This window comes from Leisingera sp. XS_AS12 (genome assembly GCF_041224635.1).
In the GTDB taxonomy this organism is placed as follows: Bacteria; Pseudomonadota; Alphaproteobacteria; order Rhodobacterales; family Rhodobacteraceae; genus Leisingera.
Genome location: NZ_JBGFGM010000128.1, coordinates 291,982 through 308,419 on the forward strand (window position 1 = coordinate 291,982; position 16,438 = coordinate 308,419).

At 64.6% G+C, this 16,438-nt stretch carries 13 protein-coding genes; 6 read left to right on the top strand and 7 right to left on the bottom strand.

The window, feature by feature from the left end; translation table 11 throughout:
• Window positions 1-10: 10 nt before the first annotated feature.
• From AB9K35_RS23430 to AB9K35_RS23455, 6 genes are all read left to right on the top strand, one after another.
• Window positions 11-445, top strand: a complete 435-nt coding sequence (locus tag AB9K35_RS23430; RefSeq protein WP_369929863.1) for a GFA family protein — start codon at window positions 11-13, stop codon at window positions 443-445.
• Window positions 442-4,974 (top strand): glutamate synthase large subunit, encoded by a 4,533-nt coding sequence (gltB, locus tag AB9K35_RS23435; RefSeq protein WP_369929864.1) that lies wholly within the window; start codon window positions 442-444, stop codon window positions 4,972-4,974. The genes AB9K35_RS23430 and gltB overlap by 4 nt, the downstream gene beginning before the upstream one ends.
• A gap of 101 nt (window positions 4,975-5,075) precedes the next feature.
• Window positions 5,076-5,813 carry a monofunctional biosynthetic peptidoglycan transglycosylase gene (gene mtgA / locus AB9K35_RS23440; protein ID WP_369929866.1) on the top strand — a complete coding sequence of 246 codons (738 nt, stop codon included), beginning with the start codon at window positions 5,076-5,078 and terminating at the stop codon, window positions 5,811-5,813.
• Window positions 5,814-5,877: 64 nt separating this feature from the next.
• Complete coding sequence (locus AB9K35_RS23445) at window positions 5,878-6,543, top strand: glutathione S-transferase family protein (protein WP_222454473.1); 666 nt, start codon at window positions 5,878-5,880, stop codon at window positions 6,541-6,543.
• 70 nt (window positions 6,544-6,613) lie between these two features.
• On the top strand, window positions 6,614-7,657 hold the full coding sequence (gene queG / locus AB9K35_RS23450) for a tRNA epoxyqueuosine(34) reductase QueG (protein WP_369929868.1): 1,044 nt from the start codon (window positions 6,614-6,616) through the stop codon (window positions 7,655-7,657).
• A 73-nt stretch (window positions 7,658-7,730) separates the two neighbouring features.
• A complete protein-coding gene (locus AB9K35_RS23455) occupies window positions 7,731-9,737 on the top strand; it encodes a hydantoinase/oxoprolinase N-terminal domain-containing protein (protein ID WP_369929870.1) in 2,007 nt (668 codons plus the stop codon).
• Between the two features lie 121 nt (window positions 9,738-9,858).
• Here the strand turns inward: AB9K35_RS23455 and msrA are convergent, their stop codons facing one another.
• From msrA to ade, 7 genes are all read right to left on the bottom strand, one after another.
• A complete protein-coding gene (gene msrA / locus AB9K35_RS23460) occupies window positions 9,859-10,374 on the bottom strand; it encodes a peptide-methionine (S)-S-oxide reductase MsrA (RefSeq protein ID WP_369929872.1) in 516 nt (171 codons plus the stop codon).
• On the bottom strand, window positions 10,371-10,820 hold the full coding sequence (gene msrB, locus AB9K35_RS23465) for a peptide-methionine (R)-S-oxide reductase MsrB (RefSeq protein ID WP_222454477.1): 450 nt from the start codon (window positions 10,818-10,820) through the stop codon (window positions 10,371-10,373). The genes msrA and msrB overlap by 4 nt, the downstream gene beginning before the upstream one ends.
• A 105-nt stretch (window positions 10,821-10,925) precedes the next feature.
• Entirely contained in the window at window positions 10,926-11,489 is a 564-nt protein-coding gene (locus AB9K35_RS23470) for a DUF4202 domain-containing protein (RefSeq protein ID WP_369929874.1), read from the bottom strand.
• Between the two features lie 109 nt (window positions 11,490-11,598).
• Window positions 11,599-12,513, bottom strand: a complete 915-nt coding sequence (locus tag AB9K35_RS23475; protein ID WP_369929876.1) for a DMT family transporter — start codon at window positions 12,511-12,513, stop codon at window positions 11,599-11,601.
• 185 nt (window positions 12,514-12,698) lie between these two features.
• Entirely contained in the window at window positions 12,699-12,986 is a 288-nt protein-coding gene (locus AB9K35_RS23480; RefSeq protein ID WP_222454480.1) for an HU family DNA-binding protein, read from the bottom strand.
• Between the two features lie 139 nt (window positions 12,987-13,125).
• The gene (locus tag AB9K35_RS23485; RefSeq protein WP_222454481.1) at window positions 13,126-14,592 is read right to left on the bottom strand and encodes an AMP nucleosidase; all 1,467 of its coding nucleotides are present in this window, start codon (window positions 14,590-14,592) and stop codon (window positions 13,126-13,128) included.
• On the bottom strand, window positions 14,589-16,391 hold the full coding sequence (gene ade / locus AB9K35_RS23490; protein ID WP_369929878.1) for an adenine deaminase: 1,803 nt from the start codon (window positions 16,389-16,391) through the stop codon (window positions 14,589-14,591). Before ade ends, AB9K35_RS23485 begins: the two co-directional genes overlap by 4 nt.
• Between the last annotated feature and the right edge of the window lie 47 nt (window positions 16,392-16,438).

Below are 16,438 nucleotides of genomic sequence, written 5' to 3' on the forward strand. Positions count from 1 at the left end.
GGACACGGAGATGGGCGAATTGCAGGGACAATGCATGTGCGGCGCGGTGACCGTCACCGCCACCCCGGCACGCGACGCCGTGGCCGCCTGTCATTGCCAGATGTGCCAGCGCTGGGCTGGCGGGCCGTTCCTGAGCTTTCAGGCTGCCCCCGGCTATGCAGCACTGGGACCGGTTCAGACCTATCAGTCCTCCGGCTGGGCGGAACGCGCCTTTTGCAGCAAATGCGGCTCGGCGCTGTGGTACCGCATGACCTCGGGAAAACATCAGGGCCAGACGCAGATCTCGGCTGGCCTGTTTGACAATGCAGGCGGCAATGAACTGCGCCTGGAACTTTATATCGACAAGAAGCCAGCGGGCTATGCGTTCGATGCCAGCAGCCGGAAACTGACCGGCGCTGACGTGATCGACATGTTTGCCCCGTGCCAAGAAGGAAACAGCCAATGACCAAATATGATGCAGATTGGGTGCGCGCCGAAGAAACCAAGCGCAAGTGGCTGGCGGAGAACGGCCTGTATTCCGAGGAGGAAGAGCATTCCTCCTGCGGCGTGGGGCTGGTGGTCTCCGTTGACGGCAAGAAGAGCCGCAAGGTGGTCGAGGCCGGCATCGACGCGCTGAAGGCGATCTGGCACCGCGGCGCGGTGGATGCCGACGGCAAGACCGGCGACGGCGCGGGCATCCATGTGCAGATCCCGGTGCCCTTCTTCCACGACCAGATCCGTCGCACCGGCCATGAGCCGCACGAAGATGAGCTGATGGCGGTGGGCCAGGTGTTCCTGCCGCGCACCGATTTCGGCGCGCAGGAGAAGTGCCGGACCATCGTCGAGACCGAGATCCTGCGGATGGGCTATTTCATCTACGGCTGGCGTCATGTGCCGGTGGATGTGTCCTGCCTGGGCGAAAAGGCCAACGCCACCCGCCCCGAGATCGAGCAGATCCTGATCTCCAACACCAAGGGCGTGGACGAGGAAACCTTCGAGCGCGAGCTCTATGTGATCCGCCGCCGCATTGAGAAGGCCGCGGCGGCCGCGGGCATCAACGGGCTGTACCTCGCGTCGCTGTCGTGCCGCTCGATCATCTACAAGGGCATGATGCTGGCCGAGCAGGTGGCGGTGTTCTACCCCGACCTGATGGATGAACGCTTCGAGAGCGCCTTCGCGATCTATCACCAGCGTTACTCCACCAACACCTTCCCGCAGTGGTGGCTGGCGCAGCCGTTCCGCATGCTGGCCCACAACGGCGAGATCAACACGCTGAAGGGCAACGTGAACTGGATGAAGAGCCATGAAATCCGCATGGCGTCTTCGACCTTTGGCGACTACGCCGAAGACATCAAGCCGATCATCGCCAGCGGTGCGTCTGACTCGGCGGCGCTGGATGGCGTGTTCGAGGTTCTGGTGCGCGCGGGCCGTTCAGCGCCGATGGCGAAAACCATGCTGGTGCCCGAAAGCTGGTCCAAGCAGGCGGTGGAGCTGCCGCAGGCCTGGCGCGACATGTACTCCTACTGCAACTCGGTGATGGAGCCCTGGGACGGCCCCGCGGCGCTGGCGATGACCGATGGCCGCTGGGTCTGCGCCGGTCTGGACCGCAATGGCTTGCGTCCGATGCGCTATGTGGTGACCGGCGACGGCCTGGTGATCGCGGGTTCGGAAGCGGGCATGGTGCCGATCGACGAGGCAACCGTTGTCGAAAAAGGCGCGCTGGGGCCGGGCCAGATGCTGGCCGTCGACATGCAGAAGGGCCAACTCTACCACGATACCGAGATCAAGGACAAACTCGCCCGTGCGCTGCCCTTTGGGGAGTGGGTGAGCAAGATCAGCGACTTGGATTCGACGCTGTCCGGGGTGACCGAAAAGCCCCTGTTCTCCGGCGAGGAGCTGCGCCGCCGTCAGGTCGCGGCCGGCTATTCGATCGAGGAACTGGAGCAGATCCTGGCGCCGATGGCCGAGGATGGCAAAGAGGCGCTGGCCTCGATGGGGGATGACACCCCGTCGGCCGTGCTGTCGAAAATGTACCGTCCGCTGAGCCACTTCTTCCGCCAGAACTTCAGCCAGGTGACCAACCCGCCGATCGACAGTCTGCGCGAATACCGGGTGATGTCGCTGAAGACGCGCTTCGGCAACCTCAAGAACGTTCTGGACGAGGACAGCTCCCAGACCGAGATCATCGTGCTGGAAAGCCCCTTTGTCGGCAACGCCCAGTGGGACACGCTGGTCGAGCATTTCAATGCGCCGATGGCCGAGATCGACTGTACCTTTGCGCCCGGTCGGGGTGCCCTGAGCGCCGCGCTGGCGCGGATCCGCAGCGAAGCCGAGGAGGCAGTGCGGTCGGGTGCAGGTCATATCGTTCTGACCGATCAGTATTCCGGCGCGGATAAGGTCGCGATGCCGATGATCCTCGCGACCTCCGCGGTGCATTCGCATCTGACCCGCGAAGGCCTGCGGACCTTCTGCTCGCTCAACGTGCGGTCGGCGGAATGTATCGACCCGCATTACTTCGCCGTGCTGATCGGCTGTGGCGCAACCGTGGTGAACGCCTATCTGGCCGAGGATTCGCTGGCCGACCGCATCGAGCGCGGCCTGCTGGAAGGCACCCTGACCGAGAACGTCGCCCGCTACCGTGAGGCGATCGACCAGGGCCTGCTGAAGATCATGGCCAAGATGGGCATCTCGGTGGTGTCGTCCTACCGCGGTGGTCTGAACTTCGAGGCCGTGGGCCTGAGCCGTGCGATGTGCGCCGAGTATTTCCCCGGCATGACCAGCCGCATTTCTGGTATCGGTGTGACCGGTATCCAGAGCAAGCTAGAAGAAATCCACGCCAAGGCCTGGAAGTCGCCCGAGGGTGTGCTGCCGATCGGCGGTTTCTACAAGGCGCGCAAGTCCGGCGAGACCCACGCCTGGGAAGCTAGCTCGATGCACATGATGCAAATGGCCTGCAATCGCGCCTCGTTCGAACTGTGGAAGCAGTATTCGGCGAAGATGCAGTCGAACCCGCCGATCCACCTGCGCGATCTGTTGCAGATCAAGCCCCTTGGCAAGCCGGTGCCGATCGAGGAAGTGGAATCGATCACCTCGATCCGCAAGCGCTTCGTCACGCCGGGCATGTCCCTGGGCGCCCTGTCGCCCGAGGCGCACAAGACGCTGAACGTCGCGATGAACCGTATCGGCGCCAAGTCCGACTCGGGCGAAGGTGGCGAGGATCCGGCACACTTCGTGCCCGAACCCAACGGCGACAACCCGTCGGCGAAGATCAAACAGGTGGCCTCGGGCCGGTTCGGCGTCACGGCTGAATACCTGAACCAGTGTGAAGAGCTGGAGATCAAGGTGGCCCAGGGTGCCAAGCCCGGTGAGGGTGGCCAGCTGCCGGGCATGAAGGTCACCGACCTGATCGCCCGCCTGCGCCATTCGACCAAGGGTGTGACCCTGATCTCGCCGCCGCCGCACCACGACATCTACTCGATCGAGGACCTGGCGCAGCTGATCTATGACCTCAAGCAGATCAACCCGCGCTGCAAGGTGACGGTGAAGCTGGTGGCGTCTTCGGGCGTCGGCACCATCGCCGCGGGCGTTGCCAAGGCGAAGGCCGACATCATCCTGATCTCGGGCCACAACGGCGGCACCGGGGCATCGCCAGCGACCTCCATCAAATATGCGGGTCTGCCCTGGGAGATGGGCCTCACCGAGGCGCACCAAGTCTTGGCGATGAACAACCTGCGCAGCCGGGTGACCCTGCGGACCGATGGTGGTCTGCGCACCGGCCGTGACATCGTGATGGCGGCAATGATGGGCGCCGAGGAATACGGCATCGGCACCGCCGCGCTGATTGCGATGGGCTGCATCATGGTGCGTCAGTGCCAGTCCAACACCTGCCCGGTGGGGGTCTGCACCCAGGACGAATCCCTGCGCGCCAAGTTCACCGGCAACGCTGACAAGGTGGTGAACCTGATCACCTTCTACGCTCAGGAAGTGCGCGAGATCCTCGCCTCCATCGGCGCGCGGTCGCTGGACGAGGTGATCGGTCGTGCCGATCTGCTGGCGCAGGTCTCCCGCGGCTCGGCGCATCTGGATGATCTGGACCTGAACCCGCTGCTGATCACGGTCGATGGCTCTGCCAACATCGTCTACAACCGCGACAAGGAGCGCAACGAAGTACCGGATACGCTGGATTCGGAAATCGTGCGCGATGCGGCGCGGTTCCTGCAGGACGGCGAGAAGATGCAGCTGTCCTATGCGGTGCAGAACACCCACCGCAGCGTCGGCACCCGCACCTCGAGCCATATCGTGCGCAACTTCGGTATGCGCAATTCCTTCCAGCCGGATCACCTGACGGTGAAACTGCAGGGCTCTGCCGGTCAGGCGCTGGGCGCCTTTGCGGCACCCGGGCTGAAGCTGGAAGTGTCGGGCGATGCCAACGACTATGTCGGCAAGGGTCTGTCGGGCGGCACCATCGTGGTGCGTCCGCCGCAGGTGAGCCCGCTGAAGGCCAGCGAGAACACCATCATCGGCAACACCGTCCTGTACGGTGCCACCGACGGGTACCTGTTTGCAGCTGGCCGTGCCGGCGAGCGCTTCGCGGTGCGCAATTCGGGTGCCAAGGTGGTGATCGAGGGCTGCGGCTCCAACGGCTGTGAATACATGACCGGCGGGGTTGCGGTGATCCTGGGCTCGATCGGCGCCAACTTCGGCGCAGGCATGACCGGTGGCATGGCGTATCTCTATGACCCGGAAGGCAAGGCGGAGACCCTGATGAACATGGAAACCCTCGTCACCTGCCCGGTGACAGTGGATCATTGGGAAGCGCAGCTGAAAGGGCTGATTGAACGGCACCTCGAGGAAACCGGCAGCCGCAAGGCCGCGGAGATCCTGCAGCACTGGGATATCGAGAAGGCCAACTTCCTGCAGGTCTGCCCCAAGGAAATGCTGAACAAGCTGCCGCATCCGCTGATGCAGGAGCAAGCGGCGGTTCCGGCGGAATAAGCCCGAAACAGATACTGGAAACAGACACCCCCGCAGGCGAATGCTTGCGGGGGTTTCTTTTAGCGGTTGGTTCACTCGGCTAGGCTGGCCTATAGAGAGGCATGGCAAAGGCAGTGGCAAAAAAGAAGAAATCGAAGAGCAGCGGCAAGGCGGCAAAGCGCAAGCTGGAGCCGTTGCAATGGCTGCAGCGCTGGGTGCTGCGGTTGGTGCTGGGAATCGTGGCGGGCTTCGTGGCGCTTATCCTCCTGTACTCGGTGGTGAACCCGCCGATCACCCATACGATCTGGGCCGAGCAGCGCCGTCTGGGCGAAGTGGACCGCATGTGGGTACCGCTGGAAGAAATGGCGCCGGTGCTGGCGCGTTCGGTGGTTGCGGCGGAGGATGCGCAGTTCTGCCGCCACTGGGGCTTCGATGCGCGGGCTATCCAGGCAGCGATCGAGGCGGGCGGAACCCGCGGTGGCTCGACCATTTCACAGCAGGTGGTGAAGAACGTCTTCCTGTGGCAAGGGCGCAGCTGGCCGCGCAAGGTGCTGGAGACATTGCTGACCCCGTTGGTCGAGATCACCTGGAGCAAGCGCCGCATCCTCGAGGTCTACCTCAATGTTGCCGAGATGGATGAAGGTGTCTTTGGTGCCGAAGCCGCGGCTCGGCGTTATTTCGGTGTCGGGCCGGAAGCGCTGACCGCGCGGCAGGCAGCGCTCATTGCCGCGGTATTGCCCAATCCCAAGGAACGCTCTGCCCGCCAGCCCAGCAGCTTTGTCCAACGTCGCGCCCGCCAGATCGCGGATGGGGCAGCCACCATCCGCGCAGACGGGCGTGCCGATTGTTTCGAGGATTGAATCTTTGTGCCTGCCGGGGCATTGCTTGACCATCTGCTGAAACCTACCGGAGACTTCATCAAGTATGGCGCGTCTGTATCACGTTCCCCTGTCCCCCTTCTGTCGCAAGGTGCGGCTGTCGTTGGCGGAGAAGAAGATCGAGGTGGAGCTGGTCGAGGAACGCTATTGGGAGCAGGATGCCGATTTCCTGCGTCGCAACCCGGCCGCCAAGATTCCGGTGCTGCGGCTGGATGGCAAGATGATGGCCGAAAGCGCGGCGATCTGCGAATACCTTGAGGAAACCCGCCCCGAACCGCCGCTGATGCCGCGCGATGCCGAGGGCCGCTATGAAGTCCGCCGACTGGTGAACTGGTTCGACGACAAGTTCCACCACGAGGTGACCTCGAACCTGCTTTACGAGCGGGTGAACAAGAAGATCACCGGCCAGGGCTACCCGGACAGCCGAAACGTCAAGGCCGGTGCCAAGGCGATCAAGTATCATCTGGACTACATGGCGTGGCTGTTGGACCATCGGCGCTGGTTGGCGGGGGATACGATGACCCTGGCGGATTTCGCTGCTGCCGCGCATCTGTCGTCGCTCGACTATATCTCGGATGTGGACTGGAACCGCTCGGCCGCGGTCAAGGACTGGTATGCCAAGATCAAGTCGCGGCCCGCGTTCCGTTCGATCCTGGCGGATCAGGTGCCGGGCTTCCGGCCGCCGCCGCATTACACCGACCTCGATTTCTGATAGACCGGGCAGTGGGGCGCTGCCCCTCTTGGGCCTGCGGCCCAATTCACCCCGGAGTATTTTTGGAAAGATGAAAGACGCGGCGGACATCAAGGAAAAACTGGTGGCGCAGGCGCTGGCCGAAGGGTTTGTGTCCTGCCGGGTCTGCCGTCCCTGGGATGTGCCGGAGGTGCCCGGGCGGCTGCAGGCGTTTCTGGAGGCGGGCTATCACGGGCAGATGGGCTGGATGGCGGAGCGGACCCATTGGCGGGGCGATCCGGCCAAGCTCTGGCCCGAGGCGCGCTCGGTCATCATGCTGGCGGAGAGCTACACCCCGGAGGAGGACCCGATGGCGGTGGTCGGCCAGGCCGATCGCGGCGCGGTGTCGGTCTATGCGCGGGGCAAGGATTACCACGACCTGGTCAAGAAGCGGCTGAAGCGGCTGGCGCGCTGGCTGATCGCAGTGGCGGGTGAAGAGACCGAGGTGAAAGTCTTTGTCGATACCGCACCGGTGCCGGAAAAGGCGCTGGGTCAGGCGGCGGGGCTGGGCTGGCAGGGCAAGCATAGCAACCTTGTGAGCCGGGATTGGGGGAACTGGGCCTTTTTAGGGTCTGTTTTTACCACGCTGGAGCTGCCCGCGGATCCGCCTGAGCGCGACCGTTGCGGATCGTGTCGGGCCTGCCTGGACAGCTGCCCCACCGATGCCTTTCCGGCGCCCTACCAGGTTGATGCGCGGCGCTGCATTTCCTACCTCACGATCGAGCACAAAGGGCCGGTGGACGAAGAGCTGCGGGCGAAGATGGGCAACCGGATTTATGGTTGCGACGATTGTCTCGCGGCCTGCCCGTGGAACAAGTTCGCGGTGGCGGCCAGCGACATGCGCTATGCCGCGCGCGAGGAGCTGAAAGCGCCGAGGCTGGCGGAGCTGGCCGCGCTGGATGATGCGGCATTCCGGGAGACGTTCTCCGGCTCGCCGATCAAGCGGATCGGGCGCGACCGGTTTGTGCGCAATGTCCTATATGCCATCGGCAATTCCGGTCTGGCGGAGCTGCGCGGCGCCGCGCAGGCGCTGGTGGCTGATCCTGATCCGGCGGTGGCGGATGCGGCGACCTGGGCGCTGGCGCGTCTGCCGTGACGCAAACAGGATGGACGCGCCGCAAATAGGCGTTACACCCGAGGCAGCAAGATGAACGAGGAGAGGAGCGGGCATGGCGCTGCTGCTGGGGGTGGATACGGGCGGAACCTATACCGATGCGGTGCTGATCCGCGACGAGACGGAGGTGATCGCCAGTGCCAAGTCGCTGACCACACGGGATGATCTGGCGATAGGTGTCGGCGGTGCGGTGCGGGCGGTGCTGGCGCAATCGGGCGTCGCCCCCGAGGCGGTCTCGATGGCGGCGCTGTCGACGACGCTGGCCACCAATGCGCTGGTCGAAGGCCAGGGCGGCCGGGTGGCGCTGATCTACATTGGTTTTGCCGAAGCCGATCTGGATCGGCACGGGCTGCGGGAGGCGCTGAAGGGCGATCCGGCGCTGGTGCTGGCAGGCGGTCACACCCACGCCGGCAGCGAGGCTGCGCCGCTGGATGTGGTTGCGCTGGAAGCCTTTCTGCGCCGCGAGGGGACGGGCGTGACCGGCTTTGCCGTTGCCGGGGTCTTTGCCACTCGCAATCCAGCGCATGAGCTGGAGGCGGCGCGGATCATCCAGGAGATGACCGGCGCGCCGGTGACCTGCTCGCACCAGCTGTCGGCGCGGTTGAACGGGCCGAAACGGGCGGTGACGGCCGTGCTGAACGCGCGGCTGATCGGGATGATCGACCGGTTGATCGGTCGCGCGCAGGACAAGCTGCATGACCTCGGCATCAGGGCGCCAATGATGGTGGTGCGCGGTGACGGTGCGTTGATGAGCGCGGAACAGGCGCGGGAGCGGCCGATCGAGACCATCCTGTCTGGTCCTGCGGCTTCTATCGTCGGTGCGCGCTGGCTGACTGGCGCGCAGAATGCGCTGGTCAGCGATATCGGCGGCACGACCACGGATGTTGCACTGATCCGCGATGGGCGACCGGCCATTGATCCGGCAGGCGCGCAGGTCGGAGGGTTCCGCACCATGGTCGAGGCGGTTGCGATGCGTACCACCGGGTTGGGCGGCGACAGCCAGGTGCATATGAACGCCTCTGGCCTGGCTGGTGGTGTGACGCTGGGGCCACGGCGGTTGGTACCGGTGGCGCTGATCGCCACGGAGGCGCCGGAGCAGGTGCATGCCGCACTTGACGGCCAGCTGCATGCGAGCACCGTGGGTGAACATGACGGGCGGTTCGTGCGGGCGGTACCGGGCGGTGCCGTGGCCGGTTTGGGCGAACGCGAGGCTGCCTTGCTGGCGCGGATCGGCACCGACGTGCAGCCCTTGGGGCAGGTGTTGCGGACCCGGATCGATCAGGCGGCGCTGGCGCGGCTGGTGGATCGCGGGCTGGTGCAGATGGCGGGGGTGACGCCCTCGGATGCAAGCCATGTGCTGGGGCGGCTGGAGAGCTGGGACCGGGAGGCGGCAGTGAAAGCGCTGACGCTGTTTGCCCGCCGCCGTGCAGGCAGTGGCCACCGGCTGGCGCGCGATGCCGAAGAGCTTGCGCGCATGATCATCGACCAATTGACCGAACAGACGGCGTTGACCTTGTTAGAGTCTGCTATTGCCGAGGAGGCCGAGGGTTTCGACCTGCCTGCGGAGCAGCTTGCGCGGCATGTTCTGTTGCAAAAGGGGCTGTCAGGTCACCGCGGGCTGCTGGCGCTGGATGCGTCGGTGAATGTTGATGTCGTCGGTCTGGGCGCTTCGGCGCCCAGCTACTACCCGGCCGTTGGAGAACGCCTGCGTGCGCGGATGATACTGCCGGAGCACGCCGGTGTGGCCAATGCCATCGGTGCCGTCGTCGGCCGTGTGTCCATGCGGCGCACTGGTACCGTGACCGCGCCATCCGAAGGCAAATTCCGCGTGCACCTGGAGAGTGGTCCGAAAGACTTCATGGAGAGAGATGCGGCCCTGGCGGCTTTGGAGAATGCGCTGTCCGAGGAGGCCCGAGGCGCTGCAGAGGCGGCGGGGGCCGATGACATCCAGGTGCATGTCGCCCGGGATGTCAAAACCGCCCAGCTGGAAGCGCGGGAGGTGTTTGTCGAGGCGACGCTGACGGTGGAGGCCAGCGGGCGACCGCGGGTCGCGCGGGGCTGAAGCGGAAAGCCCACGGGACGCCCCGGAACACAGGTTGCAGGCTCTGGGCGCGCCCACTGTGGGCAAGAAATGCAGGCAGACTCCGTCCCATTGTCTTGGGCAAAGGCTGCCGTGACTGACTTTATTCTGCTGCGGTGCTGCGCTTGGGAAGCACCCAGTCCGGGCGAGGGAAATGGCAGGTGTAGCCATTGGGCAGGCGCTGCAGGTAGTCCTGATGTTCCGGCTCGGCCTCCCAGAAATCGCTGACGGGCTCCACTTCGGTCACCACTTTTCCGGGCCACAGGCCGGACGCGTTGACGTCGGCAATGGTCTCTTCGGCCACGGCTTTCTGCCGTTCGTCCACATAGTAGATGGCGGAGCGGTAGCTCATTCCGACGTCGTTTCCCTGCCGGTTTGGCGTCGTGGGATCGTGGATCTGAAAGAAGAACTCCAGCATCTCCCGGTAGGATGTGACGGCCGGGTCGAAGATGATCTCGATCGCTTCGGCGTGGGTGCCGTGGTTTTGGTAGGTGGCATTGGGCACGTCGCCTCCGGTATACCCGACGCGGGTGCTGAGGACGCCTGGGCGTTTGCGGATCAACTCTTGCATGCCCCAGAAACAGCCGCCTGCCAGTACGGCGCGTTCGGTAGTGCTCATTTCACGACCTCCACTTGGTTGATGTAATCGCCATATCCCTCGGCTTCCATGTCGTCCAGATGGACAAAGCGCAAGGACGCGGAGTTGATGCAGTAGCGCAGGCCGCCACGGTCCATCGGCCCGTCCGGGAACACATGGCCCAGGTGGCTGTCGCCATGCGTGGAGCGGACCTCGGTGCGGATCATGCCGAGCGATCGGTCCTCAAGCTCCTGCACGTGGGCGGGTTCGATCGGTTTGGTGAAGCTGGGCCAGCCACAACCGGAATCATATTTGTCGGAAGATGCAAACAGCGGTTCACCGGAAACGATGTCGACGTAGATGCCCGGCTCCTTGTTGTGCAGCAGCTTGCCGGTCCCGGGGCGCTCGGTCCCGGATTCCTGTGTCACGTGATATTCTTCCGCCGAGAGCGCGGCGATGGCGTCGGGGTCTTTGTGGTAGCGGGTCATGGGGTCCTCACGCCGTTGTCTATGGCAGTGGATAATGGGGGCTGGCGGCGCGATTTCAATGTCATGTTACAGGCGGCTCGCGGTGCCGTGTGCGGGGGCGCACCCTCAGTTGGCAAAGGCGGCCGCCAGCTCGGCGGGCAGCTCGAATTCGTCAAGCACCCGCGCGCGCGCTTCCGGCGACATCTTGCGGGCGGTCTTTTCGACGATCCGTTGCACCTTCTCCGCCGGGTGTTTGGCGGCAAAGGGGGCAAAGTACCACTTCAGGAAGACCAGGCAGATGATGTCCTCCAGCGCTTGCACCTGCGGGTCGCGCTTGATGCCCTCCTTGCGCAGCATCTTGGCGGCTGCCTGCTGCGCCTCGGTGTCATAGCCAGCCTGTTGCATCAGGTTGCTCACCACCTCTGCGTGGTGTTCAGCTTCGGCCTTGCGCCAGGCCAGATAGCCGGCCCGGCCTTCGGGATAGGCTTCACGCGGGAGCTTCCAACGCTCAATGTGCTGGCCGCGGGCCGCGATCTGCAGGGTCTCGGAGGCGTCGGGAAACAAGCGTGCCTGTTCCGCAGACATGCGCTGACCGTAGAGCAGGGCGGCCGGCTGGCCGTTCTCGAGGTTGGGGTCCTTGGCGTTGGTGGCATCGATGGCCTCCATCACCTGGGTCAGTCGTGCGCTCATACGGCAATCTCCTGTCGGGTTTGGTCATAGGTTACGCTGGGGGCGGGGGCTGGTGCAACGGCGCGCGCGCCGCGTCAGCGGCGCCGGGCCCAAGGGGCGCGGGCGGGCGTCAGCCCGGCTTCGCCGCGCGGGAGCCCTCCGCCGCTGGCTGGGCGCCGACGTGCGGCTGGCGGGCCAGTTGCACCGCCAGAATGCCTGCGGTCACGATGGCCACGCCCAGCAGATCCAGCGGGCCGAGGCTTTCCCCCAACAGCAGGCTGGCAACTGCAACGCCGAAGACGGGGTTCAGGAAATGAAACGTGGCCGCGCGCACGGCGCCGATGCGGTTCAGCAGCAGCACCCAGATGAAGGTCGCCATCAGCCCCGGCACGATCGTGGTGTAGACAAAGGCGGCTGCCAGTCGCCAGGTCGGGGTGACAAAGATGGTTTCAAACAGCGGCGCCGCAACGAACAGGATGGCCGAGCCAACCAGCATCTGTAGTCCCACGACCATCATGAAATTCCCGCCTGAGGTGGCCCCGCGCAGCGCCAGCGTGGCGGTGGTCAGCGCCAGTACGCCCAGCACGCAGAGGGCGACCCCCATCAGGTCTACACCGGCGCTGATCCGGGTGCCCATGATCAGCGCAACACCGATGAACCCCGCCGCCAGTCCCAGATAGCCAAGTGGGCGCAGCCGCTCTCCCAGGAAGCCCCAACCGGCCAGCGCCACCAGCAGCGGCATGGTCGAGGCGATGATCGCTGCCAGCGACGCCTCGATCCATTGCATGGCGACGAAGTTGAGCCCGAGGTAGAGCGCGTTCTGGCACAGGCCAAAGATCACCGTGGCGCGCCATTGGCCAGGGGTGAGCCGCCACGTCTGCCCCAGCGCACGGGCGATCGCGACGCCGATCAGTCCCGAGATCAGGAACCGAACGGCCAGTGAAAGCAGGGGCGAGGCGTCCTGCACGATGATCCGTGCCGAGGTGAAGGCCGAAGACCACATCAGGGCAAAGGCAAGCCCCATGGCAATTGCGCGTGCGTCCATCCAACATCTTCCCTGTTTGTCGCGGGGCGGTCCTAGTGTGCGCGGAGCTTCGTTCAAGCACGCCCATTGTGCAAGGTCGAAGCCCGTCGCGAAGAGCAAGCCAGCGGTACGCGGTTGAAAAGCTCACAAAAGAAAAGGGCCGCCCGCAAGGGCAGCCCTGAAACTGGTCGGATCGCGAACCGGACTTAGCCGTTGACGCTGTCCTTCAGCGCCTTGGCGATGGTCATTTTCACGACCTTGTCGGCTTCCTTGGTGAATTTCTCACCGGTGGCAGGGTTGCGCACTTCGCGCTCGGGACGCTCGCGGCAGTAGATCTTGCCAACGCCCGGCAGGGTCACGGCGCCGCCGTTGGACACTTCGCGGGTGATCAGCGCGCAGACCGCTTCCAGCGCGGCACCGGCGGTTTTCTTGTCGCTGTCCATTTCCTCCGCCAGGGCGGCAACGAGCTGGGTTTTGGTCATCGGTTTGGACATTCTTCGTCTCCTTAAACTGCCCGAACTGTGGGGCCTCATTGCCGGACATTATCGTTATGTTGTGGGGCAACACAACTTCTTGTGTGCATTGGGCGAAGGAAATAAGGCGATTTTCACCGGAAATTCGCGAAAAAACCGCCTACAGGAAGGCCGTTTCGTCGAATGAGCGCAGTTTCCGGCTGTGCAGGCGCTCCAGCGGCATGCCGCGCAATCTCTCCATAGCTTTTATGCCGATTTGCAGATGTCGCGCAACTTGGGTCTGATAAAAGTCCGACGCCATGCCCGGCAACTTCAACTCGCCATGCAGCGGTTTGTCGGAGACGCAGAGCAGCGTGCCGTAGGGCACGCGGAAGCGGTAACCGTTGGCGGCAATGGTTGCACTCTCCATGTCCAGTGCGATGGCGCGGGACTGGGACAGCCGCTGCACCGGGCCGGACTGGTCGCGCAGTTCCCAGTTGCGGTTGTCGATGGTGGCGACGGTGCCGGTGCGCATGATCCGCTTGAGGTCGTAGCCCTCGAATTCGGTGACTTCCTCCACCGCTTCCTCCAGCGCCACCTGGATCTCGGCCAGCGCCGGGATCGGGGTCCAGATCGGCAGGTCGTCGTCCAGCACGTGGTCCTCGCGCAGGTAGCCATGCGCCAGAACGAAGTCCCCCAGCGCCTGGGTGTTGCGAAGGCCGGCGCAATGGCCGACCATCAGCCACGCATGCGGGCGCAGCACCGCGATATGGTCGGTTGCGGTCTTGGCGTTCGAGGGACCGACGCCGATGTTGACGAGCGTGATGCCGCTCCCGTCTGCCCGCTTCAGGTGATAGGTGGGCATCTGCGGCAGTTTGGTCAGCGCGGGGATTGGTGCTGCCGGATCGGTGATCTCGTGATCGCCGGTGCTGACAAAGCTGGTGTAACCCGACTCCGGGTCTGCCAGCTGGGCGCGGGCGTAGGCTTCGAATTCGGCCACGTAGAACTGGTAGTTGGTGAACAGCACGTGGTTCTGGAAATGCTCCGGGCTGGTCGCCGTGTAATGGCTGAGCCGCGCCAGCGAGTAGTCGATGCGCTGGGCGGTGAACAGCGCCAGAGGGCCGGTGCCGTTGGCGGGCTGGAAAGTGCCGTTGACGATGTCGTCATTGGTGGTCGACAGATCCGGCACGTCAAAGACATCGCGCAGGGTAAAGCCGGCCGCGCCCTCTTGCGGCACGGTCAGGTCGGGGCGCGAGGCGACCGCGAAATGCACCGGGATCGGCGTGTCGGAGACACCGATGGTCACCGGCTGGCCGTGGTTGCGGATCAGCAGGCTGATCTGCTGGATCAGGTAGTTTCGGAACAGGTCCGGCCGGGTCACCGTGGTGGCATAGGTGCCGGGGGCCGAGACATGGCCAAAGCTGAGGCGGCTGTCCACCTGCGCAAAGGTCAGGGTGGAGAAGCGGATTTCAGGGTAATAGGCGCGGATGCGCTGGTTGTCCGGCGCACCGTCGGCCATGGCGCGGATGAACTCCTCGCACAGAAAGGCGGTGGCCTGGTTGTACAGCAGCTCCAGCCGATCAACGGCTTCGGTCGCGTCAGTGAATTGTTCAGCGGGCGGGTGGCCTGGGTGTTTGGTTGTTATCATTGTGCGGGCTCGATCACCGGGATTTTCTGGAATGTACGGACGTCAACAAGGCCGAGGTCGGAGATCCTGAGTTCCGGGATCACCACCAGGGCCAGCAGAGAGTGCTGCATATAGGCATTGTTCAGCTTGCAACCACTGGCTTGCATTGCCTCGACCAGGGCCTGCGCCTTGGCGGCGACCTCGGTTGCGGGGCTGTCGGACATCAGGCCCGCGATCGGCAGTTCGACCAGCGCCTGTTCCTGGCCGTCGCGGAACAGGGTGATGCCACCACCGACCTCGGCCAGGCGGTTGGCGGCCAGCGCCATCTGTTCGCGGTCGGTGCCGACCACGATCATATGGTGGCTGTCATGCGCCACGGTCGAGGCCATCGCCATTTTGCCCTCGTAGCCGAAGCCGGAAACAAAGGCGTTGGTGACGCCGCCGGTGGCGCGGTGGCGCTCGACCAGCGCGATCTGGCAGACCTCGTCCGTGCCCTCGACCAGCCCGTCGATGACGGGCAGCTCTGCCTTCAGCGCCTTGGTCGGGGCCTGGTTTTCCACTACACCGATCACATTGGCGGTGACGGCATTGGCGCCCTCGGGGGCACCGACTTCAAAGTCTTTCGCGGTCAGCGCGTGGCCCAGATGCACGGTGCCGCGGGCGCTGGCGGGCCAGTCCAGATGTGGGCAATCCACCTTGATAGAGCCTGATTCCGCCACGATCTGGCCGCGCGCGATCACCACTTCGATCGGCAGCTCGCGCAGGTCGGAGGTCAGGATCACATCGGCGCGGCGCCCCGGCGTGATCGAGCCGATCTCGCGCTCCAGCCCGAAATGGGTCGCGGTGTTGATGGTCGCCATCTGCAAGGCAACCACCGGGTCGCAGCCGCAGGCGATGGCGTGGCGCACCACCCGGTTCATATGGCCGTCGTTGACCAGCGTGCCGGAGTGGCAGTCATCGGTGCAAAGGATGAAGTTGCGCGGATCGAGACCCTTTTCCGTGATGGCGGTGATCTGCGCCTCGACGTCGTACCAGGCGGAGCCCAGCCGCACCATGGCGCGCATGCCCTGACGCATCCGGGCGATGGCGTCGGCCTCACAGGTGCCTTCGTGATCGTCGGCCGGGCCGCCCGCCACATAGGCCGCGAAATCGGGGCCAAGATCGGGCGAGGCATAATGCCCGCCCACGGTTTTGCCGGCGCGCTGGGTGGCGGCGATCTCCGCCAGCATTTTCGGGTCCCCCGCGGCAACGCCGGGGAAGTTCATCATCTCGCCCAGACCGATGATGCCGGGCCAGTTCATCGCCTCGGCCACGTCCTCGGCCGAGATTTCATAGCCGGTGGTCTCCAGCCCCGGCGCCGAGGGCGCGCAGCTGGGCATCTGGGTGAAGATATTGACCGGCTGCAGCAGCGCCTCGTCATGCATCAGGCGCACGCCCTCAAGCCCCAGCACATTGGCGATTTCGTGCGGGTCGGTGAACATCGAGGTGGTGCCATGCGGGATCACCGCACGGGCAAATTCCGCGGGCGTCAGCATGCCGCTCTCGATATGCATATGGGCGTCGCACAGGCCGGGGATCATGTAGCGGCCATTCGCCTCGATGATCTGGGTGTCCGGGCCGGTGCAATAGGACGCATCCGGCCCGACATAGGCAATGCGGCCCGCGGTGATTGCAATGTCGTGGCCTTCCAGCACCTCACGCGTGTGGACGTTCACCCATGTGCCGCCACGGATCACCGTATCGGCGGCAGCGCGTCCGGCAGCAGTTTCGATGAGTTGAGGAGCGACGTCGGGCCAGCTTGGGAAGGTCTTGTTTGTCATGGCCTACTGTTGATGATTGCGCGCAAGGGTGCAAGACCCCTAGGCGC